The organism is Streptomyces tirandamycinicus, from assembly GCF_003097515.1.
In the GTDB taxonomy this organism is placed as follows: domain Bacteria; phylum Actinomycetota; class Actinomycetes; order Streptomycetales; family Streptomycetaceae; genus Streptomyces; species Streptomyces tirandamycinicus.
In genome coordinates this window covers 1,071,942-1,094,512 of the sequence record NZ_CP029188.1, presented here as the reverse complement: position 1 = coordinate 1,094,512, position 22,571 = coordinate 1,071,942, and the positions used below count along the sequence as shown (strand labels likewise).

The 22,571-nt window shown below is 70.5% G+C and carries 19 protein-coding genes, 1 other RNA gene and 1 pseudogene; 9 read left to right on the top strand and 12 right to left on the bottom strand.

The annotated features are described in order from the left end of the window. Positions 1 to 166 precede the first annotated feature (166 nt). Complete coding sequence (locus DDW44_RS31955; RefSeq protein WP_017945181.1) at positions 167 to 337, bottom strand: hypothetical protein; 171 nt, start codon at positions 335 to 337, stop codon at positions 167 to 169. Between the two features lie 106 nt (positions 338 to 443). After that, the gene (locus tag DDW44_RS04715) at positions 444 to 1,598 is read right to left on the bottom strand and encodes a hypothetical protein (RefSeq protein ID WP_240800773.1); all 1,155 of its coding nucleotides are present in this window, start codon (positions 1,596 to 1,598) and stop codon (positions 444 to 446) included. A 427-nt stretch (positions 1,599 to 2,025) separates the two neighbouring features. On the opposite strand from DDW44_RS04715, the gene DDW44_RS04710 reads away from it, so the two are divergent. From DDW44_RS04710 to DDW44_RS04700, 3 genes are read left to right on the top strand one after another with little or no spacing between them, the layout of a single operon-like run. Next, positions 2,026 to 2,841 (top strand): Nif3-like dinuclear metal center hexameric protein, encoded by an 816-nt coding sequence (locus DDW44_RS04710; RefSeq protein ID WP_108905621.1) that lies wholly within the window; start codon positions 2,026 to 2,028, stop codon positions 2,839 to 2,841. Next, complete coding sequence (locus tag DDW44_RS04705) at positions 2,838 to 3,581, top strand: zinc ribbon domain-containing protein (protein ID WP_206307389.1); 744 nt, start codon at positions 2,838 to 2,840, stop codon at positions 3,579 to 3,581. Before DDW44_RS04710 ends, DDW44_RS04705 begins: the two co-directional genes overlap by 4 nt. Continuing rightward, on the top strand, positions 3,581 to 4,945 hold the full coding sequence (locus tag DDW44_RS04700) for a bifunctional RNase H/acid phosphatase (protein WP_108905620.1): 1,365 nt from the start codon (positions 3,581 to 3,583) through the stop codon (positions 4,943 to 4,945). The genes DDW44_RS04705 and DDW44_RS04700 overlap by 1 nt, the downstream gene beginning before the upstream one ends. A gap of 266 nt (positions 4,946 to 5,211) precedes the next feature. On the opposite strand, the gene yaaA is transcribed toward DDW44_RS04700, so the two are convergent. The 3 genes from yaaA to DDW44_RS04685 form a co-directional block, all read right to left on the bottom strand. Beyond that, positions 5,212 to 6,012 (bottom strand): peroxide stress protein YaaA, encoded by an 801-nt coding sequence (yaaA, locus tag DDW44_RS04695; protein ID WP_017945186.1) that lies wholly within the window; start codon positions 6,010 to 6,012, stop codon positions 5,212 to 5,214. Positions 6,013 to 6,126: 114 nt separating this feature from the next. Next, positions 6,127 to 6,987 carry a hypothetical protein gene (locus DDW44_RS04690; RefSeq protein ID WP_108905619.1) on the bottom strand — a complete coding sequence of 287 codons (861 nt, stop codon included), beginning with the start codon at positions 6,985 to 6,987 and terminating at the stop codon, positions 6,127 to 6,129. Then, complete coding sequence (locus DDW44_RS04685) at positions 6,984 to 7,790, bottom strand: MerR family transcriptional regulator (protein ID WP_108905618.1); 807 nt, start codon at positions 7,788 to 7,790, stop codon at positions 6,984 to 6,986. The genes DDW44_RS04690 and DDW44_RS04685 overlap by 4 nt, the downstream gene beginning before the upstream one ends. A gap of 178 nt (positions 7,791 to 7,968) precedes the next feature. On the opposite strand from DDW44_RS04685, the gene rnpB reads away from it, so the two are divergent. After that, an RNA gene (rnpB, locus tag DDW44_RS04680) (RNase P RNA component class A) lies at positions 7,969 to 8,382 on the top strand. 79 nt (positions 8,383 to 8,461) lie between these two features. After that, the gene (locus DDW44_RS04675) at positions 8,462 to 8,704 is read left to right on the top strand and encodes a hypothetical protein (protein ID WP_108905617.1); all 243 of its coding nucleotides are present in this window, start codon (positions 8,462 to 8,464) and stop codon (positions 8,702 to 8,704) included. 419 nt (positions 8,705 to 9,123) lie between these two features. Here the strand turns inward: DDW44_RS04675 and DDW44_RS04670 are convergent, their stop codons facing one another. From DDW44_RS04670 to DDW44_RS32345, 4 genes are all read right to left on the bottom strand, one after another. After that, positions 9,124 to 9,852 (bottom strand): hypothetical protein, encoded by a 729-nt coding sequence (locus DDW44_RS04670; protein ID WP_108905616.1) that lies wholly within the window; start codon positions 9,850 to 9,852, stop codon positions 9,124 to 9,126. Between the two features lie 327 nt (positions 9,853 to 10,179). Then, the gene (locus DDW44_RS04665; protein ID WP_244223962.1) at positions 10,180 to 12,468 is read right to left on the bottom strand and encodes a hypothetical protein; all 2,289 of its coding nucleotides are present in this window, start codon (positions 12,466 to 12,468) and stop codon (positions 10,180 to 10,182) included. A gap of 59 nt (positions 12,469 to 12,527) precedes the next feature. After that, a complete protein-coding gene (locus tag DDW44_RS04660) occupies positions 12,528 to 12,950 on the bottom strand; it encodes a hypothetical protein (RefSeq protein ID WP_108905614.1) in 423 nt (140 codons plus the stop codon). Positions 12,951 to 13,001: 51 nt separating this feature from the next. Then, the gene (locus DDW44_RS32345) at positions 13,002 to 13,337 is read right to left on the bottom strand and encodes a hypothetical protein (RefSeq protein ID WP_208647934.1); all 336 of its coding nucleotides are present in this window, start codon (positions 13,335 to 13,337) and stop codon (positions 13,002 to 13,004) included. A 1,113-nt stretch (positions 13,338 to 14,450) separates the two neighbouring features. Here DDW44_RS32345 and DDW44_RS04650 point away from each other — a divergent pair. After that, a pseudogene (locus DDW44_RS04650) lies at positions 14,451 to 15,760 on the top strand (hypothetical protein). Positions 15,761 to 15,862: 102 nt separating this feature from the next. On the opposite strand, the gene DDW44_RS04645 reads toward DDW44_RS04650, so the two are convergent. Both DDW44_RS04645 and DDW44_RS04640 read right to left on the bottom strand, forming a co-directional pair. Continuing rightward, on the bottom strand, positions 15,863 to 16,282 hold the full coding sequence (locus DDW44_RS04645; protein ID WP_108905613.1) for a PIN domain nuclease: 420 nt from the start codon (positions 16,280 to 16,282) through the stop codon (positions 15,863 to 15,865). Further along, the gene (locus DDW44_RS04640) at positions 16,282 to 16,536 is read right to left on the bottom strand and encodes a type II toxin-antitoxin system VapB family antitoxin (RefSeq protein WP_027731064.1); all 255 of its coding nucleotides are present in this window, start codon (positions 16,534 to 16,536) and stop codon (positions 16,282 to 16,284) included. Before DDW44_RS04640 ends, DDW44_RS04645 begins: the two co-directional genes overlap by 1 nt. Positions 16,537 to 16,967: 431 nt before the next feature. Here DDW44_RS04640 and DDW44_RS04635 point away from each other — a divergent pair, with 431 nt between their 5' ends. The 3 genes from DDW44_RS04635 (at position 16,968) to metG (ending at position 20,492) form a co-directional block, all read left to right on the top strand. Beyond that, entirely contained in the window at positions 16,968 to 17,855 is an 888-nt protein-coding gene (locus DDW44_RS04635) for a helix-turn-helix domain-containing protein (protein WP_108905612.1), read from the top strand. After that, complete coding sequence (locus DDW44_RS04630) at positions 17,852 to 18,052, top strand: DUF397 domain-containing protein (protein ID WP_108905611.1); 201 nt, start codon at positions 17,852 to 17,854, stop codon at positions 18,050 to 18,052. The genes DDW44_RS04635 and DDW44_RS04630 overlap by 4 nt, the downstream gene beginning before the upstream one ends. Before the next feature lie 715 nt (positions 18,053 to 18,767). After that, a complete protein-coding gene (metG, locus tag DDW44_RS04625; protein ID WP_108905610.1) occupies positions 18,768 to 20,492 on the top strand; it encodes a methionine--tRNA ligase in 1,725 nt (574 codons plus the stop codon). Between the two features lie 165 nt (positions 20,493 to 20,657). Here the strand turns inward: metG and DDW44_RS04620 are convergent, their stop codons facing one another. After that, positions 20,658 to 22,517, bottom strand: a complete 1,860-nt coding sequence (locus DDW44_RS04620; protein WP_018892163.1) for a glycoside hydrolase family 15 protein — start codon at positions 22,515 to 22,517, stop codon at positions 20,658 to 20,660. Positions 22,518 to 22,571: the final 54 nt, after the last annotated feature.

The window sequence follows — 22,571 nt, the reverse complement described above, 5'->3', positions numbered from 1 at the left end:
GGCCTCATCTGGGCTCCTCTGGGCCTCCCCGGACCCCGTCCCGCGACGGTCCGTCCGGTCCGTCCGGTCCGTCCGCCCGGCCGGAGGCCGCGCGCATGCCTGAGGGCCGCCACGGAAGCCCCGTGGCGGCCCTCACGCATCCGATGTGCCTCGCGGTGCCTTGCTGCTACGCCGCCTCGTTCTTCGCCGGGCGGCGGTGGCGGCCGTGCGCCGGAGACGTCGTGTCCTCCGAAGCAGCGGCACCGCCCCGGTGCTTGCCGGAGCCGACGGCCTCGGCCTGGTTCGCGGCCGCTCCCTGCGGACGCGCCTGGGTCGTGTCGGTTCGGGCCTCAGACATGTGGGAATTCACCCCGTTGTTCCATCGCCGATCTGGTGTCACCGGGGTAGCCGTCACCGTCGTCACCATGCGGACGGTGCGACCGTGTATCCCCCGGCCGCAGAGTCTAACCGCGTGCCACGCGCCCCGTGAGAGGCGCCTGCTGCAACGGCACGGGTCTGCGAAGGGCAGGACGTCCCGCCTCTCCGCACGGTTCCCCACCTGCGCATTCCGGTTGTTCCGACGCCGTGGCAGACGGCGCTGGAAGAGGGTCGCCGGGAGGCTCCAGCCGGGCCATCCCGCACGGCACCTCCTCCGTCGCGCACGGCAGTCGCAGCACTCCCTCCCGGGTCCACAGCCCTGAACCCGCCAGCCATCCGTCGGGTGCGGGGAGGTGGTGAAGACGCCGCCCGGCCGGCCGCCAGACCCCCACCCAGGTGCCCGCCGCCGCGTCGATCCGCAGCGCCACCGCACAACTCTCCGGTATCAGCACCTGCCCCGGCTGGATCGCGAACGGCGTCACCGCCGCGTCGGGCAGCCGCAGGCACTCGGGGAAGCGGACCGGACGCAGGCTCCCGAGCACCCCCCAGCCCAGCCGGTCGTGGCCCGCCGCGTCCGAGCGGATCATCAGCAGTCCGCTCTCCGCGTCGGCGAGCAGCAACCGGTCGTTGCTGCTCTCGGTGATCTGCAGCAGTGGTGTCACCTCGCCGCCCCGCTCCAGATCGACCACCACCGCCTTGGTGACCCCGTCCCGCTCGCGGTCCAGCGCCAGCATCCGGCCTGTGCGGTCCAGCCACACCCCGCCCGAGCAGCGGCCGGGCACCACCGCCACCCGCTCCGGCCCGAACGCCCCGCCCGCCACCAGCCACAGGGACGTCGAGTTCGCGTCCGTAGCCAGGGCGTAGGCGCAGGTCCCGTCCGGCGACGGCGGGAGCAGCCGCAGCTCGGCCGACTCCACGCAGCCCAGCGGCAGTTCGCCCGTACCCGGACCCGCCGGGTAGAGCAGGGAGAACGAGCGGAGCCCGGCCACCCGCCGGTGGACCAGCACCCGGCCGTCGGCGAGCGGCGCCACCTCGGTGTCCGGTTCCTCGGGCTGGTCGAGCGGCAGCGGCACCGCGTACGGCTCCGGGCCGTCGAGCGTCCACCGCTCGGCGAGCAGGGCGTCTCCCCGTCCCGCGAGGCGCGCCGCATAGCTGCCGCCCGCGCCGACCGTGAGCGCCGCCCGCGGGGTGGGCCGTAGGGCCTCGTACTCCGCGGCTTCCTCGATGGCACACGCTGTCATCAGGTGGTCACCTCCGGCCATCGAAGCTAGTTTTCGTACTTCCAGCCGAACACCGCGAGCCGTTTCACTTCACACATAAGGGTGGCCGAATCCGGATTTGGCTGAGAGGGCACTGGCGCTTGTGCTGCACGGGACTGCACGGGTCGCGCATGCGCCGCCGCGCCGCCGGAAGGCGCAGCGGGCTCCCGGGCATTGCCCGCGGCGCGACCGGCTTCCGGTCTCCCTCCGGCGGCTCCCTCTGCCTCCGGCGGCTTCCTGTGCTCCCTCGGGCGGCTCCCCTGCTCCCCTCCGTGTCCTTCCGTGCCTCTCTGTATCCCTCCGTGTCCCTCCGTGTCCCTCCGCTGGCTCCCGTGCCCTTCGGCGCCCGGCACATCCCGGGCACCCGGCGCCGGACGGCGGGGCAGGGAGGGCAGGTAGCCTTGCCTCCGTGCCCCGCCTGTCTGAAGTCATCGCCGAGCTCGACGCCCTCTGGCCCCCCGAGCGGGCCGAGGAATGGGACGCCGTCGGCACGGTCTGCGGTGATCCCGGCGCCGAGATCACCCGCGTTCTCTTCGCCGTGGACCCCGTCCAGGAGATCGCCGAGGAGGCCGTGGCCCTCGGCGCGGACCTGATCGTCGCCCACCACCCGCTCTATCTGCGCGGTACGACGACCGTCGCCGCCTCCCACTTCAAGGGCCGGGTCGTCCACACCCTCATCAGGCACGACATCGCGCTGCATGTCGCGCACACCAACGCCGACACCGCCGACCCGGGCGTCTCCGACGCCCTCGCCGGCGCGCTCGACCTCCGCGTCACCGGGCCGCTCGTGCCCGAGAACGGCCTGGGCCGGATCTGCGAACTGGACCACCCCGAGACGCTGCGCGAGTTCGCGGCCCGCGCCGCGGCGCGGCTGCCCGCCACCGCGCAGGGCATCCGCGTCGCCGGGGACCCGGATGCCACCGTCCGCCGTGTCGCCGTCAGCGGCGGCTCCGGCGACGGCCTCTTCGCGGCGGCCCGGGCCGCCGGCGTTGACGCCTTCCTCACCGCCGACCTGCGGCACCACCCGGTGTCCGAGGCCGTCCAGCAGGCACCGATCGGCCTGGTCGACGCCGCCCACTGGGCCACCGAGTGGCCCTGGTGCGAACAGGCGGCCGCCCAGCTCGACGAGATCTCCGACCGCCACGGCTGGAACCTGCGGGTCCATGTCTCGAAGGCGGTCACCGACCCCTGGTCCTCCCACCACACCTCTGGAGCCCCCAACTGAACGCCGCGCCCGCCGACCAGATCCGACTCCTCGACGTCCAGGCACTGGACGTACGTCTGTCGCAGCTCGCGCACAGGCGCAAAGCGCTGCCCGAGCACGCCGAGCTGGAGTCGCTGAACAAGGACCTCTCGCAGCTGCGCGACCTGCTCGTCGCCGCGCAGACGGAGGAGAGCGACTGCGCCCGCGAGCAGACCAAGGCCGAGCAGGACGTCGACCAGGTCCGCCAGCGCTCCGCGCGGGACCAGCAGCGCCTCGACTCCGGCGCCGTCACCTCCCCCAAGGACCTCGAGAACCTCCAGAAGGAGATCGCCTCGCTCGCCAAGCGCCAGGGGGATCTGGAGGACGTCGTCCTCGAGGTCATGGAGCGCCGTGAGTCCGCACAGGAGCGCGTGGCCGAACTGAGCGGGCGGGTCTCCTCGGTACAGGCGAAGGTCGACGACGCGACCGCCCGCCGGGACGCCGCGTACGAGGAGCTCGACGGCGAGTCCGCGTCAGTCGGCAAGGAGCGCGAGGTCGTCGCCGGCTCCGTGCCCGCCGACCTGATGAAGCTGTACGAGAAGCTCCGCGAGCAGCAGGGCGGGGTGGGCGCGGCCCGGCTGTACCAGCGCCGCTGCGAGGGCTGCCACATCGAGCTCAACATCACCGAGCTGAACGAGGTCCGCGCCGCCGCCCGCGACGCCGTGGTGCGCTGCGAGAACTGCCGCCGCATCCTGGTCCGCACGCCGGAGTCCGGACTCTGATGCGCGAGCTGGTCGTCGAGGCCGACGGCGGTTCCCGGGGAAACCCCGGACCGGCGGGCTACGGGGCGGTCGTCCGCGACGCGGCGAGCGGGGAACCCCTCGTGGAACGGGCCGAGTACATCGGCGTCGCCACGAACAACGTCGCCGAGTACCGGGGCCTCATCGCCGGTCTGAAGGCGGCCCGGGAACTCGACCCGGACGCACGGGTCCACGCCCGGATGGACTCCAAGCTCGTCGTGGAGCAGATGTCGGGCCGCTGGAAGATCAAGCACCCGGACATGAAGCCGCTGGCGGCGGAGGCCGCGCGGATTTTCCCGTCCGGGCAGGTCACATACGAGTGGATTCCGCGTGAGCGCAACAAGCACGCGGACCGGCTGGCCAACGAGGCCATGGACGCGGGACGGCGCGGCGAGCGGTGGGAGCCGTCGGCGTCCTCGGCGGCGCTGTCGTCCTCCGCCGAGGACGTCCGGGCGGCCCGGGTCGTCGGCGACGCGGCGGCGGGCGCGGCGAAGGCGCGTGCGGCACTGAACTCGCGCGCCGGGACGGCGGACGGGTCCGGGGCGGCGGCGGCTTCGCGTGCGTCCGGTGGCGCTGCGGTGTCCAGTGGTGCCGGGGTGTCCGGTGGTACCTCGGTATCCGGTGGTACCTCGGTATCCGGTGGTGCTGGAGTGTCCGGTGGTGCGGCCGCGCAGGGAACACTGCCCAAGAGCACCGAGGTGGAGGGCGCCGGCTGGGGCCCGGACCTCGGGCCGCCCGCGACGTTCGTCCTGCTGCGGCACGGTGAGACGGCGCTGACCCCGGAGAAGCGATTCTCCGGTACCGGTGACCACGAGCTGTCCGAGGTGGGCCGACGCCAGGCCGAGGCCGTGGCGGCGGCGCTGGCCACGCGCGGCACGATCCAGGCGATCGTCTCCTCACCGCTCAAGCGCTGCCGCCAGACCGCGGAGGCGGTCGCGGCCCGGCTCGGGCTCGACGTACGGATCGACGACGGGCTGCGGGAAACGGACTTCGGCGCGTGGGAGGGCCTGACGTTCGGGGAGGTCCGGGAGCGGTACGGCGACGACCTCGACGCCTGGCTGGCGTCGCCCAAGGCGGCGCCCACCGGCGGCGGGGAGAGTTTCGCCACGGTCGCGAAGCGCGTCGCGGCCACGCGGGACCGGCTGGTGCGCGAGTACCGGGGACGCACGGTTCTCGTGGTCACCCATGTCACCCCGATCAAGACCCTGGTGCGCCTGGCCATCGGCGCGCCCCCGGAGTCCCTGTTCCGGATGGAGCTCTCGGCGGCGTCGGTGTCGGCGGTGGCGTACTACGCGGACGGCAACGCGTCGCTGCGGCTGCTGAACGACACGGGCCACCTGCGCTAACGCCGGCCCGGCCTCGCGCTGGGCGCGGCGCTGACCGGGCCCTCACGTCGCCGGGCCCGGCGCCGACCTCGGGCTGCGCCTGGCGCCTGCCGTGCCCCCTTGCGCCCCGACGGTGGGAGCGCCGGGCGCCGGGCGCCGAGTTGTATCTGGCCTGCGACGCCGTCCCTGGCCTGCGACCGAGGACGGCCGCCGGTCCAGGACGGCCACGGCCCAGGACGGCCACCGGTCCAAGACCGCCACCGGCGATCCCGGTCAGTGGAACTCCGTCAGTGGATCTCGGTCACCACCACGTCGAGCGCCCACGCCTTCCCCGGCCTTCCCGGTGCCTCCGCCTCGACCGCGTAGCCGAGGTCGCGCAGCGCCTCCACCAGCTCGCCCGGCCCCTTCGGCGCGGCGCCCGCCTCCAGCAGGCTGCGCACGATGCGCCCCTTGGTCGCCTTGTTGAAGTGGGACACCACGGAACGCTTCTCGACGCCGTCGACGATCTGCGAGTGCAGCACCCGTACGGTCGCCGTACGGCCGGCGACCTCGCCCTTCGGACGCCAGGCGGCCGCGTACGCCGACGACCGCAGATCCAGGACCAGCCCGCTTCCGGCCGCCTCGGGCAGCGCGGACGCCATCGGTGCCCGCCAGTACGCGGCCAGTGCCCCGAGCCCGGGCAGCTTGACGCCCATCGAGCAGCGGTACGAGGGGATCCGGTCGTCGATGCGGACCGCCCCCCAGAGGCCCGAGAACACCAGCAGCGACTTCCGGGCCCGGCGGCGCGCGGAGGCGTCGAGGGTGGCCAGGCCGAGCGCGTCGTACAGCACGCCCGTGTAGATCTCGCCCGCCGGGCGTGTCCCGGCCGTGCGCAGCCCGGCGTTCTTCGCGACCTCGTCGCGCAGGCCCTCACTGAGCCCGAGTACGTCCCGGGCCTTCTCCTCGTCCCCCCGGCACAGTTCCACGAGCTCGTCCAGCACTGCCGCGCGCGCCCCTGCCAGGGCGGGCAGGGACAGTGCCTCCGGCTTGAGCGGCGCCCCGCGTCCCGAAGCGGCCTTGCCCTCGGACGGCGGCAACAGCACGAGCACGGCGTTTCTCCTCTGCGTACGTACGTGGAACCGGGGATGCGGCCCCGCACCAGCGTAATCGCCCGCATCGGCACGCCGCGTGCCCCGGCCGTGCCCCGGCCTCGCCCTGGCCGCTCACGACGCCGGCCGACCGCGAGGCGGTGAGAGCGCTCCTCGTGCCCGCGTGACGGCCTGGAGCAGTGAACGGGCGTCGTCGGCGTGGCAGCGCACGGTGTGCACCCGGCGCGTCCCGCCCAGCAGCCCCACCGACTCGACGGGTTCCGACAGCGTGAGGGTGAGCGACGTCTGCGATCCGACCGCCAGGTTCAGCACACCGTCCTCCTTGCCGTCGTGCGTGAACAGCAGTTCGTAGGAGACGGACGCGATCCGCTCCAGCGGGATCCGCACATCGACGTGGGCGGCCTGGCGCAGCCGCAGCGTGTGCTCGGACAGCGTGTGGGGGCGGGTCGCGGACGCCGCGTGCAGACCGACGACGAAGAGGACGGTGTAGACGTCGAGGACGAGGACGACGGCGTGCAGCACCGGCCAGGGGTTGAGCAGGTACGACATCGCCACGGTCTCGACGACGCAGACGAAACCGAGGCCGAGGAGGAGCCCGGCCTGGTCCCGGGCGTGCCCGAATGCCTGCTCGCCCGGCCCGGCACCGGAGCGCCGCCGGGCCGCCCAGAGCAGCAGGCTCCACATGAGCCGCAGTTCGTGCCCGGCCAGCCGCAGCACCGGCCGGGGGACCAGCTCGCGCACCGCCTCGCGCGGTGTCCGCCCCTCCCGCAGCCACAGCCGCAGGAAGACGGCGGCCTCCGCCGTCAGCAGGAGCAGGACGGCCGCCTCGGCGGCGGCGAGCACCGGCGCGGGCGGTCGCAGCCCCGCCATCAGGCAGACCAGCAGCGCCAGTTCACCGGGTACCACGAGACACGCGACGCCTCTGAGCAGCCGCCTCGGCCGCATCATCCCCACCAGCCGCGTCACCCGCGTCACCGGGCCCGCTCCGCGACCAGGCGCAACGCGCGGCGCACGGCCTCGGCCTGGGCCGGGGGGAACTCGGCGAAGAAGGCGTCCAGGAACGTGCTCCCGCCTTCCCCTGCCGGTGCGCCGTTCTTCGCGAGCTCAGCCACGACCTCGTCGGGTATGCAGTCCGCCAGCGCCCGGGCCGCCTCCTCGACCCGGGGTTCGCGGGCAACCCCGCCCCCGTCCCCGCCCCCGTCCGCGAGCGCGTCGAGCAGCCCGTACACCTCGTACACGCGCTCCACCGCCCCCGGAGCCTCGGTCATCCGACGCATCACGCCGAGCAGCCGGTCGCGGTCCCCTGGCGGTACGACCGTGTCCAGCAGGGCGAGCACCTCGCGCTCCCTCGCCGCAGAAGCGGACTCGGGCCGTCCGGCGGCCTCCCGGGCCAGACCGCCCAGCAGCTCCGCCAGCTCCGGCGACACCGGGCCTTCGGCGGGCAGCCGCCCGGCGCGCGCCTGCTCCAGCACCGCACCCAGCCGTGCGCGCCGTTCGGCGAGCAGCGCCTGCTGCACGGCGAGATCGTCGTCCAGTTCCTCCAGGACCTCCACCAGCTCCCGACCCTCGTCGTCGGCGAGCACGTCCCCGACCTCCTCGAGACCGAGCCCGAGCTCCGTCAGCCGCCGGATGCGCGCCAGCAGCACGGCGTCGCGCACCGAGTAGTCCCGGTAGCCGTTGGCCCGGCGAACGGGCTCGGGCAGCAGGCCCTGATGGTGGTAGTGCCGCACGGCACGGGGCGTGACCCCGACGAGTGCGGCGATCTCTCCGATCCGCATGGCCTCAGTAGAAACCGTGACGCTGCGGCAGGGTCAAGGGGAAGCCGGCGGGTCCGTCTCGGCGGTCGGGCAGGCGGACCGCGGCGGTGCCCCGGTCGGTGACAGAACGCCCACGGGGTCCGGCCGGAGACCGGCGCCGGCACGCGCACGCTCCGGGTAGCATGGTCATCACGGCAGACGAGCCGGGCGGACGGCCGCGTGAGGCCCCTCTGGGGCGCCTCCCGAGGAACGTCCGGGCTCCACAGGGCAGGGTGGTGGGTAACGCCCACCCGGGGTGACCCGCGGGACAGTGCCACAGAGAACAGACCGCCGGGGACCTCGGTCCCCGGTAAGGGTGAAACGGTGGTGTAAGAGACCACCAGCGCCTGAGGTGACTCAGGCGGCTCGGTAAACCCCACCCGGAGCAAGGTCAAGAGGGGTCGCCGCCCGAAAGGGACGGCGGCCCTGCGCGGACGATCGAGGGCTGCCCGCCCGAGTCCGCGGGTAGACCGCAGGAGGCCGGTGGCAACACCGGTCCTAGATGGATGGCCGTCTCCCCGGCGACCGCGAGGTCATCGGGTGACAGAACCCGGCGTACAGCCCGACTCGTCTGCCGCTTAGGCCCCGAACAGCTTTTTAGCTGTTCAGAGGCTTCTTTTCGTGGAATGCAGGCTCCGGCTTGAATCCGTTCCGTGCGGATCCGACCCCCGGTTCACGGCTGGGTCCAACTCGCGCACACCCGGCGCAAGGACGGCACGACTCAGGCGGAGGTGCTCGTCGACTTCGGCCGGGAGGACCGCCCGGACGTCGGGGCACGGCGCCGCCTGGTCGCCTCGATCAACCGCTACCTCGGTACGGAGGACGACCCCGTCGCCCCGCTGGGCACCGAGACGGGCCCACTGACCGTGGAGTCCTCCTGGCTGCTCGGGGGTTGAGGGTGGGTGGCGGCGAGGCAGTGCCGGATGGCATGAGCGGAGGGTCGCATGAGCGGCCCAGCCGATGGCCTCGCTTCCGGTCGCGTCCTGGACCTTCCCTGCTGCGTTCGGCCTCGCGTCGGCATCCAGGCCCGGCCCAGGATCGGCTTCGGCGTCGGGGAACGCAGCGCGTTCGACGGCGGGGAAGGAGGTGGCGAGCATGCAGGCGGTCACGCGTCGGCCACCGAGGGTGGTGCTCCGCCTGTCGCTGTCCACCAGTTCCCGCAGGTGACTTGATCGTCGGGACAGCTGATGTAGCGCCAGGCTCCCGGCGGCGACTGCTGCGGTCGTCCCAATGGCCCAAGTGGTGGGGCGGGACTTCTTGGGGGAGTGAGCTGATCGCTTGGACATGGCGTTCCGTGCCTCGAATCGGCGGCCGCTCATAGATCCCCGAGGGCCCTCTTGGTCTCCTCGTATGCTCCGAACTGTCCGTTGACGCAGTCTTCTTTGAGTCCGCTCGGTGGCTTGAACCCGTCGCCTCGTCCTTTCCCCCATGGGTCGAGGATGCGGCTGGACTGCTCACGGAACGTCTTGTCGCCATTACGTGTGGTCGGCATCAGAGTCCTTGTCCACATGGTGTCGATGTAGCCCGCCGCATCGGATGCGTACGACGGGACACCTGCGGGTGATTTGGAGCGCAGCAACTGCACCATGCGCTTGTCCCACTCGACAGCCTCATCCTCGTGCAAGGCGCTCGTCACGTCCTCGGCGATTGCGTCCAGAACGCCCAGTGCGCGGGCGTTGCCTGCTGGACGGGCGCTGAGCGCGGCGCCGTCGGCCGTAGGGGAGATGGAGGCCAGATTCTCCGCGGCGTAGTGGCCTTCTGCTGCGCGTACCTCTGCGTACGCCTCCGGTGTCTGAGACAGGGCCCGTAGGACACGCACCAGTACCTCGTGATCAACCGCAATGTGGACGCCGGACTCATCCCGCCAGGGCTTCCCATCCGAGATGTGCGTGACGTATTCGGCGTCAAGTTGGGCGAGGATCTCGTGGGTCTCCGGCGTGTAGTCCGCGATCATTTCCGCCATCGGCAGATGCAGTGAGGCATCGAGCGACTTCTTGCCCGATTCCTCCAAGACGTCACTGGTCGCCTGCAGAATGTCGATCACGGCCTGTGCCTGAGCTACCGAATGGTCCTCTGCGGTTCCGCCTTTCACCGCGCGCTTCAGGGCTCGGGCGAGAGCGTCGCACGACGGAGCTTGGGACGCAGAGCCCAGAAGGTCTTCGATCTTTGCGTTCCGGGCGAGTGCCGAGCATTCGACGGCCTCGCCGTTACCGGCGTTGTGCTGCCAGAGCCATATGCCAGTCCCGCCGCCGGCGAGGACCAAGATGCCGATGGCCAGTGCGACAGCTCTTCTGGGGCGTGACGACCGTGGGTTTGCCGTCGGAGCATGCGGTTGTGTGGTCATGAGACTCTCGATTACGGGTAGTCGTGGTCAGTTCGGTGCGTCGCTGAGATACCCCTGGGCAGTGACAACGCCTCGGGTATGCCCGGTAAGGATCTTGTCTGTCAGTCCCTGGACCTTGTCCCGCCCGTCCTCGGTTTCCAGGTCATAGCGTTCACCACCCCAGCCGTGAACCAACACCTGCATCTGGCGGTTGACGTCCAGGTAGCGGTCGTTGATTGCTTCGGTGGCCTTGCCGTCGGCATCGGCCTTGAGGTCGTTGCCCCATACCCAGGCAAGCGTGTCGACTCCCCGCTGTAGCGCGTCACCGACCACAATGGACCCCCCGGCAGTGGGGATCGCCGCTGGGGTCACCATTCCGCCGATTACGTGGTAGGCCACTTTGGACTTCCAGTCCGCATCGCTGTATGCGCCGGAGCGCTCGTCGTTGAGGACATCTTCACGAATCGCAGTGAGCGCCCCCAGGGCTGCGCCCGACTTGGAGAGCGGGTTGCTCTCCGAATAGCCGCGGGAATCCTCAGGCAGTTTGTCGAGTTCTGCGTTGATGAAGCGGTTTTCGGCCTTGTTGAGGGTGCCGAACGCGTCGGGGTCATCCGAGACACCTCGCATCACATGGACCAACGCATCGGCCGGGGTTGCCAAATGGGCTCGCCCCTTGTCGTCGACGAAGTAGCCATCCTTCATATTCACCGCGTACTCGCCGTCGAGACCGCCGAGTATTTCGTGGCTGTCCGGTGTGTACTGGGCTATGGCCTGTGCGATCGGCACCTGAAGGTTCTCGTGCACCTCAGTGGAGGGGCCCTGGTCAAGCGTGGCAAGGATTCCGTTCATGACCCGGGCCTGCTCTGGGGTGTGGGTGTAGGCCGGCAGCGGATCCTGCCCTGCGGGGAGGGGGACGTTCCCGGTTGCCGCTGCCTGCAATGCGGCTCCCAAACCGGTGCGACTGAAAGGATCGTCCATGTCGGTGCCGGTGGCCATGAGGATCTTGGGCCACTCCCGGGCCCCGTCACCGGTACCGGCGAGGTAGTGCAGGTGATCGGCGCCGCCCTTGACTTCGTCCCCGTCCCTTTCCGGGTTGCCCTCGCCTCCTTTGACGTCAGGGTCGAAGAAGGCTGTCGCAGCGTCCGGGTTCTCGCTCATGATGGCGAGGAGGCCGTCCAGGGCGTCCGACTTGATCCCGTCGTGTCCGCCACCGATCGTGTTGAAGATGCCCTTGTGCTCGTTCTCCGCCTTGATCATGTCGTCGCCGAGTTCGTAGAGGAACTGGTCGTCGAACTTGGCGCCGGCGTGGCTCATCACGCTGACCAGGGACTGGTATCCGTACAGGGGGTTGGTGTTGCTCCCGTAGTTCTTGGTGCCCGCCTTCTCCAGCTCGGCGGTGAATTCCCGGTAGAATTCGGCGTCCGCGTCGTCGCTCTTCTTCCACGCCTCGAAGGCTTTCGATCCGGGCGTGAGCTGAGCGACGCTCTTGGCGATGCGGGTGGCGTTGGCAATCGTGTTCGCCAGGCCCTTCTGCAGGTCCTGGTACTGGCCCTTGAGCTTCTTGTCCGGGCTCTGAGCGCCGTCGTTGAGCTTGTTGCCGAGCTGGACGGCTCCGTCGGCGCCGAGGCTGTTGAGGAAGGTCTGGGAGAAGTCCTTGTTGCCGCCGTTGTCGCGGAAGGCACGCTGGAGCTCGGCGCGGTCGGCGGCGGAGACGTTCTCGCCGCTGTTGATGCGGGTGGCGATGTCGGCGGCGTGGTCCGCCTCGTACTCCTCGATGTCCTTCTTGGTGTCGGCTTCGGCGTTGAAGCCGTAACCGTCCACGGGGTTGCCGTCGATGACGACCGTTTCGAGTGCGATCTTGACGCCCACGTCGGCGTCGTCGAATGCCTTGACCGCGCCTGCGATCGCCTGGTGCCACTCGCCTTCGCGGGTGCGCACGGTCGATTCGAAGTCGGGGTCGTGCCGGGCGGCGTAGAGAGCCTTGGCGTCGAGCTTGTCGTAGTCATAGGCGACATGGCCCTGTTCGGAGACCTTCATGCCCGCCTTGACGGCGTCCCCTACGACGGACCTGAGCCGGCCGCGCAGGTCGGTGAACTGGGTGTGGGCCTCGCGGAGCACGGCGGCAAGGGCTTTGGCTTCCTTCTGAGCTGCCTGGTACTCACGCAGCGTGGCGTCGAAACGGACGTTCGCGGCGGTGGCGGCGAATCCGCGCCAGGTCTCGCCGAGGGATATCCTGTGCACGTCGCGTTCATAGGCGTCTTCCAGCTTCTTGAACTCGCCCGCCATGTCGTCCCACTTGTCCGCCGCGCTGGTCAGTGTGGACAAGTCAGTGGTCATCGCTTCGTGATACGTCGGCATGCTCTCCCCCGTAGAGATGTTGGCGCGGTGCGGTGAGATCAGTAGCTGTCGAGGTTGGACGGCAGGCGGACCTGGTTGGCGATGCCGACGTCGTTGTTCCGAAACAGAATGTGGGTGCTGCGCAGCGCGTTCTTGTCCCCGCCCAGCCGGTCCATCAGCGCCTTGACCTGCTTCTCCCATGTGTCATGGGCCTTCTTCAACGCGCCGGAGGTGTCCCAGCCTGTGCCGTCCTTGCCGTTGAACTCCTTGACCGCCGCGTTCGTCTGCTCCTCGGCGACACAGCCGGCCTTCCTGGTGTCCGGCTCCAGATGCTGCTCGATCGCGTTCGCGGCGGCCTTCTTCCGCGCGGGCGTCGACGCCAGGTCAGGTGCTCCGGCACGCCCAGTGCCGGGATCCACCTGATTGAGCCGCATCTGCTCGCCGGCCCGAGTCTTGGACTGTTCCCCTTCGTCCCATGCCATCGCCGTGCTCCCTTCCCTGGCTGCGGTGTCTGAGAATGATCGTGCTCTGGGTCAGGAGGCCCGCCTGCGGCGGACGGTGATGACGGTGACCGCTCCGACGAGGAGCACCGCGGCACCCAGGCCGGTCGGCAGTGGCCACGATGACTGGGACGCTTCGGCTTCGGTCGGCGAGCTGTCCGCGGCCGGCCATCGGAAGCCGGTCTCCTTGCTCGCGTCCTTCGACGTATCGGGCTTCCCGGCGGCCCCTGAGCTCGGGCGCTCGGCATACGGATCGCGATGGACGTCGTCGTGTTGTTCGACTTCGGCGTCGACCGCGCTCATCCGGTCGCGGATCTGCCGGCCGGTGCTGTCGAGGCCGGTCTGCGAGACCTGGACGGCCGGCCCCATGCCCCTCGGTCTGCGCGCAGAAGACCTTCGACAGCTTCTTCAGCTCCTCGTGCCCCGTCTCGTGGACGCCGTACACGAACTCCGCTTCCGCGAAGTTCCCGGTCCCGAACCGGCCGCCCTCTAACCGGTCCTCCGCCGTGCGCACCGCGGTGGCCTCCGAATCTCCAGCTCTCGCAGCAGGTCATCGACACGTTGCTTGAACCAGGCCATGGCCTGCGCCTCGACCTGGAGCGCCTGCGCCGGGCTCACGCCGTAAAGCGAGTCAACCCCCGCCCCGTATCCGGAACCGCCGTCCGCCGCCGCCGGCCACCGTTTCCTCCCGTGAATGGCTAACGCTGGACGATCACCCTATCCGCCGCCACCGACACCACAAGGCCCGGGTGGTCGTTCGGAAGTGCCCGAGGCTGGGGGCTCGATGCGGGTGCTGCAGTTCCGGCGGGTCGCCGTGGCGCGGGGCGGCCGCGCAGACTCCCGCGAGCCTCTTGGCGTGACTGCCCGCCATAGGGCGCTGTGCAAGCTGAAGTTGCCGTGGTCGGATACTGCATGACCGAGTCCCGCTGCTGTTCGGCGCGGCTGCGGCCCGGTGCATCGCCCGCGTAGCCCTGACACGGCACAGCCGGGTGGCATGGGCCTCCTGGTCATTGCGCAGCTCCAGCAGCGGTTCGACGGTCGACGGGCGGTCGTGCAGCAGCGCCTGTACGCGCCTGGAGCGTTGCGGTGGCGGCGGCCAGGCACAGGGCGCCGGACAGGGCGAGTGCCGGAGTTGCCGTCGGCCATCGAGCGGCTGAGACGTTCCGCGTCGACATCGGGCCCCGTCTGTCATCGGGCCTTCGCCGGGGAGGCGGACCGGCTCGGGCCCACCGGGGCCCGGCAGCGGCCGGCCCGGGGGCGGGCAGGGGAGTCGGCTGCCCCGGCAACCGGAGGGGCTGAGCGAGTCGGTGCGGATGCCGTGACGGTGCGACCGGGACCACGAGCACGCGAGGGAGCCGACCTGTTCCGGCGGGGTCCGGTGTGTGGCGAGTGGCTTGTGAGCGCTGCGCTCCGGGAGAACGGGAATCCGTCATTCTGATCGGACGTCAGCCGTAGGCTGTCGTCGGATGACAAGGGGAGACGATGACTGACGATCGCAAGACGACGGTGCCCGTCTGGACGCTGGCGACCGCTGACGTCCGAGTGCCGGGGCTGACCGCGGGCGAGTCGATGACGGCCGAGCGCCTGACCGAACTGCGCGGAGCGCTGGCCGTCCTGGCCGACGAGCCGATCGTCACGCTGGAGGCGCATCCGCTGCCCGAAAAGATCGACCGCGGCCGTGGCATCCCGCTCGACGCCGCGAGTCCCTTGGCGCACCACCTGTCGCAGTTCATCACGCAGTCGGCGCGCACCTCCCTCACGGCGGCCAGGGCGACCGGTTCCGGCGAGGTCCTGTACCGCATGGTGGTCCCGGCGAAGGTCGCCGCCCGGTTCGGTCAGGGCCTCGTCTGCTCGATGGCGGCGAAGGGGGTGGCCGGTGGCATCCGCGGCCCAGTGGTGAACTCGGCGGGCGGGATCGTCGGCCAGGCGACGTTCGTACCGGTCGGAAAGGCGGCTGCGGCGGGCACGGTCGGCGGGGCCGGTGCCACCGCCGGTGCCGCTGCCGCCGGCGGCGCGGCGCTCACCGTGACCGCTCCGCTGGTGCTCATGGCCGTCGCGGTGGGGGTGAGCGCGCACGCCGACCAGAAGCGCCGGCAGGCCGTCGAGCACATCACGGAACTCCTGGAGCAGCTCCAGGAGGACAAGCTCGACGACGAGCGCAGCGCACTCGACGGCTGCCGAGCCGCCATCGACAAGGCCACGGCCATCCTGCTCGATCAGGGCAGACTCGGTGTCTCGCTGGGACTCGACTCGGCGGTGCACACCATCGACACGGCGCTGAGCAAGGTCGAGATACGCCTGGGCCGGTGGCGGAGCGCGCTCGACGGAGTGCCCGAGGGTGAGGCCGTCGAACTCGGCACGCTGACCAAGTCGTTCCCCGGCGTCGACGAACAGGCGGCAGGTTCCGTGCCCACCTCGAACTCGCCACCCTGGCCATCGCGCTGAAGCGGCGGGTCATCGTCCTCCAGGCCGTCGAGCATGCCCAGAGCGACCCGGGCAACGTGTTCGAGAACTTCGTACGCGTACTCAAGCGGGACCAACGGCAGCTCGACGAACTGGAGTCGGGTATCGCCGGTGTCCTGGTGCGCCTTTCGGCACTGGAGCTGGCCCACCCGAGCGGTCTGCTGCCCGTCTTCACGCCCGGTGAGGTAGATCGCCTGATGAGTGCGGCACACCGGATCCATCGGCTGGGCGACGGTGTCGCGGTCAGCGGTCGCCCGAGTGACGTGGCGATCGAGATCGCCCGCGACCGGGCCGGCTCGGTGGTCGTGTTCCCCGCGCTGGCCGCGTAGGGGGCGGGCGCGCCAACCTCACGTGGCGCGTGGCGCGTGGCGGATGACGGGTGACGGGTGACGCGAGAGCCGGGCGGGGCCGGGGTGGCCTGCTGCGCGTGTTCAGCGGTCGGCGCTGCCGGGTGGGACGACCCATTCGGTGGGCTGGCCGGTGAGGGAGGCGATCATGTCGAAGTCGCCGTCGTAGTGGAGGACCGTTCGCCGGTTCAGTTCCGCCGTGGCGGCGATCAGCAGGTCGGGCAGGGACAGGGCCCGATGGAAGCCCGCGTTGAGGGCATGACGCTGGATCTCCAGAGCGCGGTTGAAGGCGTCGTCGTCGGTTCCGAGGTAGTCGAAGGCGTGGAGCCAGGTGCTGATCCGTGTCGCTTCCGAGCTGTCCCGTGCGGAGTGGACCATCTCGAACTCGGTGGGGCGGCACACGGCGAGGAGGTAGCGCTCGTGCAGAGGCCGCAGTACCTCCTTGACGCGCGGCTTCGTCCAGCGGGCGAGGGCGGACTTGTCGATCAGATAGCGGTCCTGCATCAGGCGGCTCGGCCTCCGTCGCGGTCGCCGTCGCGCTTCAGGGAGCCGTCCGCGTTGCGGGGGCCGGTCTTCTCGACGATCTCGCCGAAGTCGAACTCGCCGGCGTCCATGGCGTCGAAACCCTCCTGCCGCAGATGCCTCTTGACGGCGTCTTCCATGGCGAGGCGGACGGCCTTGGCCTTCGTCTTGGTCCCGAAGATGCGCATGGCCTCGGCAACCATGTCCTCGTCGAGGTCGATGACGGTTCTGGCCATCTGAGCGATCCCTTCGGAGACGATTCCGGCAGCGAAACGATACCACTACCTGATCCTGGAAGATATCGTTTGGAGCGGGCGTCCCGTCGCGGAAGGGTGCCGCGGCGGTCGAGGTGACCTGGCGCGCGGGCTGCTCTCTCCCTGGGTGACGGCAGTCGCCGCCCATCGTGTGGAGCACTGCCTGGACGGTCGAAAGCAGGGGTCGGCCCGGGGGACGGCAACCGCGTGAAGACGCCAGGGGATGGGGCGAGTTGGGGCGCGGGATGGTTCATGGTGACGGTGTGGCGTCCGAGCGGGCCCGTTGCGGACTCCGGACCCCGTACGGGGAGTCAGCGTACGGGCACGGGGAGTGGACGGTACGCGTGCCCTCTCGTCACGCTCAGTGTTGAACGTGGTGCGGGCCTGAGCGGCCGGAGAGGGAGGTGCGGCGGATGGACATCGTCGAAGCGGAGGGGGCCGCGGCGACGGGCGTCGTCGCCCGTACGGTCGCGGCGGGGGAGGGGGAGCGGGAACCCCATCCTTCGGACAGTCTGCGTACGTTCGGCGCGGTCGTCCAGGCGCTGCGCGAGCACGCGGGCCTCAGCCGGGGAGACCTCGCCGCCGTGGTCCGGTACTCCAAGCACACGGTCGAGTCGGTGGAGTTGGGCCGCCGGATGCCGGACGAGTCGTTCGTCGAGCGTGCGGAGGAGGTGCTCGGGAACACCGGGGCGCTGCGCAGGGCCGCGCGCCATCTGAGCAGGGGCGAGGTGGGACTCGCTGCGTGGTTCCGGCGGTGGGCGCGGCTGGAGCGGGAGGCGGTGAGTCTGTGTACGTATGAGTGCAGGCTGGTGCCCGGGCTGCTGCAGTCGGAGGCGTACGCCCGGGCGGTGTTCGAGGGCACGATCCCGCTGCGGACGGATGCGGAGCTGGAGACGCAGCTCACGGCCCGGATGGAGCGACAGAAGATGATGCGGGAGCGGCCGACCGTACCGTTCAGCTTCATCGTCGAGGAGCATGTGTTCCGGCGGCGGTTCGGGGACGCGGAGGCGATGCGAGGGCTGGTGGACCATGTCCTGGAGCGCAGCGCCCCGCGCAATGTGACCCTCCAGGTGGTGCCGTTGGGGGCGGGGTTGCATGCGTGTCTGGACGGGCCGGTGCAGGTTCTGGAGACCTCGGAGGGTCGGCGGCTCGGCTACTCCGAGGGGCAGAAGAACGGCCGGCTCATCTCCGACGTGAAAGAGGTGCGTGTGCTCTGCCAACGCTATGAAACACTGCGCTCGCAGGCCCTGAGCCCGAAGGATTCCCGGGACCTGCTGGAGCGACTGCGAGGAGAGCTATGAGCAACGGAACCGCGGAACTCGCCTGGTTCAAGTCCAGCTACAGCGGCAGCGAGGGCGACAGCTGTGTGGAGATCGCGATAGCCGAACAGGCCGTTCATGTACGGGACTCCAAGGACCCGGCCTGCCCGCCCTTCGCCGTGGGCCGCGAGGGCTGGGCGCCCTTCGTGAGGTTCGTGTCGGGAGCCTCGGGGGCGTAACCGACTGCAGCGCGGTTGACGAGGCGGTCGCCGAGCGTTCCTTGACGGTCCGGTCGGCGGGCAGCGCGTCGCGCGGGTTCCGGGCGGAGAACGGCGGACATCCGATCAGCAGCTCGCAACCGGATGCAGCCGAGTGCGTAGAGGTCGGCCGAAGCGGAGACGTGCTCGGCCCGGAACTGCTCGGGCCGGTCCGGCTTCGCAGCCGGGTCTTGACCGCGAGCTCACGGTGCGGGGAGTCCGGGGCGGCCTGGAGGTCGTCGGCGCGGTGCACCTCGCCCATGTTCCCGCGCCCCACGACTCCCGATCCGGAACCGTCCGCCGACCGTCACCGGGTCCACGCCCATCGTCTCTCGGCACCACGTGAGGACAACACGTGAGGACAACACGTGAGGGCAACGCGCGAGGGCTCTTTCCGTGCAGGTGTCACTACCTTGTACGCGATGGGTGGATCGGGAGCGCGTGCATGTTGACGCTGTCAACACCTCGTCCGCGTTCCCTGCCCCGTCGGCCTGCGTCAGCCCGCTCGGCCGGGCCCGAAAACCCACCGGAGAGGGGCTGCCCGGTTTCGATACGATGCGTGTGGCCTGCAGCGTCGGCCCGTCGCTGCGTACGACGCACCAGCGCGGCCGAATGGTCGCCTCGGCTGCCGCCTCCCGACCCGGGCCCGCCGCGACACCGTCACCGGCGCCGTACGTACGAAATGGAGCATCCGAGGATGGCTCGACATCTGGTCACCAGCGCGCTTCCCTACATCAACGGGATCAAGCACCTGGGCAACATGGTCGGGTCGATGCTTCCGGCGGACGTGTACTCCCGGTACCTCCGCCAGCGCGGTCACGACGTCCTCTACATCTGCGCCACCGACGAGCACGGCACGCCGGCCGAACTGGCCGCGAAGGAGGCCGGGCTGTCGGTCGCCGAGTTCTGCGCGCAGGCGCACGACGCGCAGAAGGCCGTGTACGACGGGTTCGAGCTGGCCTTCGACTACTTCGGGCGCAGCTCGTCGCGGCAGAACGTCGAGATCACCCAGCACTTCGCGCGCAGGCTCAACGAGAACGGCTTCATCGAGGAGCGCGCGATCAGCCAGGTGTACTCGCCCGCCGACGGCCGTTTCCTGCCGGACCGGTACGTCGAGGGCACCTGTCCGCACTGCGGCTACGACAAGGCCCGCGGCGACCAGTGCGAGAACTGCACCCGCGTCCTCGATCCGACCGACCTGATCGAACCGCGGTCGGCGATCAGCGGCTCCACGGAGCTGGAGGTGCGCGAGACCAAGCACCTCTTCCTGCTGCAGTCCAGGCTCCAGCACGAGGTCGAGGCGTGGATCGACGCCGTCGGCGAGGAGTGGCCGCATCTGTCGACGGCCATCGCCCGCAAGTGGCTGACCGAGGGCCTGCAGGACCGCTCGATCACCCGCGACCTGGACTGGGGCGTCCCGGTCCCCGCCGACACCTGGCCGGAGCTCGCGGCCGAGGGCAAGGTCTTCTACGTCTGGTTCGACGCCCCGATCGAGTACATCGGTGCGACGAAGGAGTGGGCGGACGCCGCCGGTGACGGCGAGCTCCGCGACTGGAAGTCCTGGTGGTACGAGGCCGACGACACCGTCCGCTACACCCAGTTCATGGCCAAGGACAACGTCCCCTTCCACACGGTGATGTTCCCCGCCACCGAGCTCGGCGTGCGCGAGCCGTGGAAGAAGGTCGACATCGTCAAGGGCTTCAACTGGCTCACCTACTACGGCGGCAAGTTCTCCACCTCCCAGAGGCGCGGCGTCTTCACGGACGCCGCCCTGGAGGTCCTGCCCGCCGACTACTGGCGCTACTTCCTGATCGCCAACGCCCCCGAGTCCGACGACTCCTCCTTCACCTGGGAGCACTTCACCGCCACCGTCAACAAGGACCTGGCCGACACCCTCGGCAACTTCGTCAACCGGGTGCTGTCCTTCTCCCGGAAGCGGTTCGGCGACGAGGTCCCGGCCGGCCGGGAGGCGGGCGCGGCGGAGGCCGGGCTGGGCGAGGAGATCGCACGACTGCTCGCCGAGTACCAGGAGCACATGGAGGCCCTCCAGTTCCGCAAGGCCGCGGCCGCGCTGCGCGCCCTGTGGTCCGCCGGCAACTCCTACCTGGAGGAGAAGGCCCCCTGGCTGGAGATCAAGGCCGACCCCGACGGCGCCGCGCTGACCCTGCGCACGGCGATGAACCTGATCCATCTGTACGCGGTCGTCTCCGAGCCGTTCATCCCCGCCACGGCGGCCGCCATGCGGAGTGCCTTCGCGCTGGAGGGCGACACGGCGACCTGGGTGACCGCCGAGCGGGCCAGGGCGCTGGACGCGGTCCCCGCCGGGACCCCGTTCACCGTCCCGCCGGTGCTCTTCGCGAAGATCACGGACGAGGACGTGGAGTCCTACCGCGACCGCTTCGGCGGTGCGGAGACCGCCTGACCGTGCTCCTCGCAACCGTAACGCCCGCGTTCCCCATCGGGCGGCAGGGCGTCCGAGGTGCCGGTGCGGCCCGGCTCGCCCGCCGCTCCTGCCGCTCCCGCCGCTCACATCCGTTCCGGGTGGGAGCGGCCTCGGCCGGCGGTCCGTGCGCGGGAGCGCGCGTGCTCAGCCCAGCGCCCGGTCCAGGTTGAACGCCGCGCTGATCAGCGAGAGATGGGTGAACGCCTGCGGGAAGTTGCCGTTCTGCTCGCCCGTGCGGCCGATCTCCTCCGCGTACAGGCCGAGATGGTTGGCGTAGGTGAGCATCTTCTCGAACGCCAACCGCGCCTCGTCCGGGCGTCCGGCGCGGACCAGGGCCTCGACGTACCAGAAGGAGCAGATCGAGAACGTGCCCTCGGCGCCGCGCACTCCGTCCGGGCTGGCCTGCGGGTCGTAGCGGTAGACCAGGGAGTCCGAGACCAGTTCCTCGCCGAGGGCGTCCAGGGTCGTGAGCCACTTCGGGTCGGTCGGAGAGATGAACTTCGCCAGCGGCATCATCAGCACGGCGGCGTCCAGGACGCTGTCGTCCTCGTGCTGGACGAAGGCGTGGCGCTCGGCCGACCAGCCGCGCTCCATGATCCGCCGGTAGATGCCGTCGCGCACGCCGCCCCAGCGCACCATGTCGGCGGGCAGTCCCCGGCGCCGGGCGATGCGCATGGCGCGTTCGATCGCCACCCAGCACATCAGCCGCGAGTAGAGGAAGTTCTTGCGTCCGCCGCGCGTCTCCCAGATGCCCTCGTCGGGCTGGTCCCAGTGCTCGCAGACCCACTCGACGATGCCGCAGACACGGTCCCACTGGTCGCTGGAGATGGGCTCGCCCCACTTGTCGTACAGGTAGATCGAGTCGATGAGCGCGCCGTAGATGTCGAGTTGAAGCTGGTCCACCGCGTCGTTTCCCACCCGGACGGGGCTGGAGCCCAGGTATCCCTCGAGGTGGTTCAGTTCGCGCTCGGCCAGTTCACGGCGGCCGTCGATGCCGTACATGATCTGCAGGGGGCCGCCGTCGCCGCACGAGATGCAGACGTACTCGGTGAGGAACCGCATGAACGCCTGCGCCTCGTCGGTGAAGCCCAGCCGGAGCAGGGCGTAGACGCAGAACGCCGCGTCGCGGATCCAGACGTAGCGGTAGTCCCAGTTGCGCTCGCCGCCGATCTGCTCGGGCAGGCTGGTGGTGGGCGCCGCCACGATCGCGCCGGTGGGGGCGTAGGTGAGCAGCTTGAGGGTCAGGGCGGAGCGGTGCACCATCTCGCGCCAGCGCCCGCGGTAGCGCGACTTGGACAGCCAGCGCCGCCAGTAGTGCACCGTCGCCGCGAACGACTCCTCGGCCGTGGCGGTGGGGCAGGCCTGCGGGACGACGCCGCCGCCGAGCCGGTCCAGCGCGAAGACGGCGGTCTCCCCCTCGTGCAGTTTGAACAGCGACCACACGTCGCGCCCGTCGGTCTCGACCGGCACGCTGGAAGTGAGCGAGAGACTCGCCGCGGGCGACTCGAACACCGGGTACCCGCCCTCCATGCGGATGGTGTGGGGCTGGGCCCCGTAGTCGAAGCGCGGCGCGACCAGGGCCCGGAACGGCAGCGATCCGCGGACGCACACCACCCGGCGGATCAGCCGGTGCCGGTCGGCCTCGCGCGAGTCGTCGGTGATCGGCATGAAGTCCTGGATCTCGCCGACGCCGTCCTCCGCGAAGAAGCGCGTGATGAGCACATTGGTGTCGGGGAAGTAGAACTGCTTGGTCCGGGCCGGGACGTCCGGTGCCAGTTCGAAGCGGCCGCCCTTCTCGGCGTCGAGGATCGACGCGAAGACGCTGGGTGCGTCGAAGCGGCCGCAGCAGTACCAGTCGATGGTGCCGTTGGTCCCGACCAGGGCGGCACTGCGCAGGTCGCCGATCAGCCCGTGCTCGGAGATCGGCAGGTACCGGGGGGTGCCGGCGCCGCCGGGAGCGCCCGCTCCACCGGTGGCTTGGTACGCCGGAGACTCAGCAGTCACGGGTCGTCCTCCCTGCCTCTCGGCACATGCGCCCGTACCTCGTATTCAGCGCAT

Excerpts from the sequence above, each read along its gene's own strand:
- DDW44_RS31955 (WP_017945181.1), bottom strand. The coding sequence starts at position 337 with ATGTCTGAGGCCCGAACCGACACGACCCAGGCGCGTCCGCAGGGAGCG.
- DDW44_RS04715 (WP_240800773.1), bottom strand. The coding sequence starts at position 1,598 with ATGACAGCGTGTGCCATCGAGGAAGCCGCGGAGTACGAGGCCCTACGG.
- DDW44_RS04700 (WP_108905620.1), top strand. The coding sequence starts at position 3,581 with ATGCGCGAGCTGGTCGTCGAGGCCGACGGCGGTTCCCGGGGAAACCCC.
- DDW44_RS04685 (WP_108905618.1), bottom strand. The coding sequence starts at position 7,790 with ATGCGGATCGGAGAGATCGCCGCACTCGTCGGGGTCACGCCCCGTGCC.
- DDW44_RS04665 (WP_244223962.1), bottom strand. The coding sequence starts at position 12,468 with ATGACCACTGACTTGTCCACACTGACCAGCGCGGCGGACAAGTGGGAC.
- DDW44_RS04660 (WP_108905614.1), bottom strand. The coding sequence starts at position 12,950 with ATGGCATGGGACGAAGGGGAACAGTCCAAGACTCGGGCCGGCGAGCAG.
- DDW44_RS32345 (WP_208647934.1), bottom strand. The coding sequence starts at position 13,337 with ATGGGGCCGGCCGTCCAGGTCTCGCAGACCGGCCTCGACAGCACCGGC.
- DDW44_RS04645 (WP_108905613.1), bottom strand. The coding sequence starts at position 16,282 with ATGCAGGACCGCTATCTGATCGACAAGTCCGCCCTCGCCCGCTGGACG.
- DDW44_RS04640 (WP_027731064.1), bottom strand. The coding sequence starts at position 16,536 with ATGGCCAGAACCGTCATCGACCTCGACGAGGACATGGTTGCCGAGGCC.
- DDW44_RS04635 (WP_108905612.1), top strand. The coding sequence starts at position 16,968 with ATGGACATCGTCGAAGCGGAGGGGGCCGCGGCGACGGGCGTCGTCGCC.
- DDW44_RS04630 (WP_108905611.1), top strand. The coding sequence starts at position 17,852 with ATGAGCAACGGAACCGCGGAACTCGCCTGGTTCAAGTCCAGCTACAGC.
- metG (WP_108905610.1), top strand. The coding sequence starts at position 18,768 with ATGGCTCGACATCTGGTCACCAGCGCGCTTCCCTACATCAACGGGATC.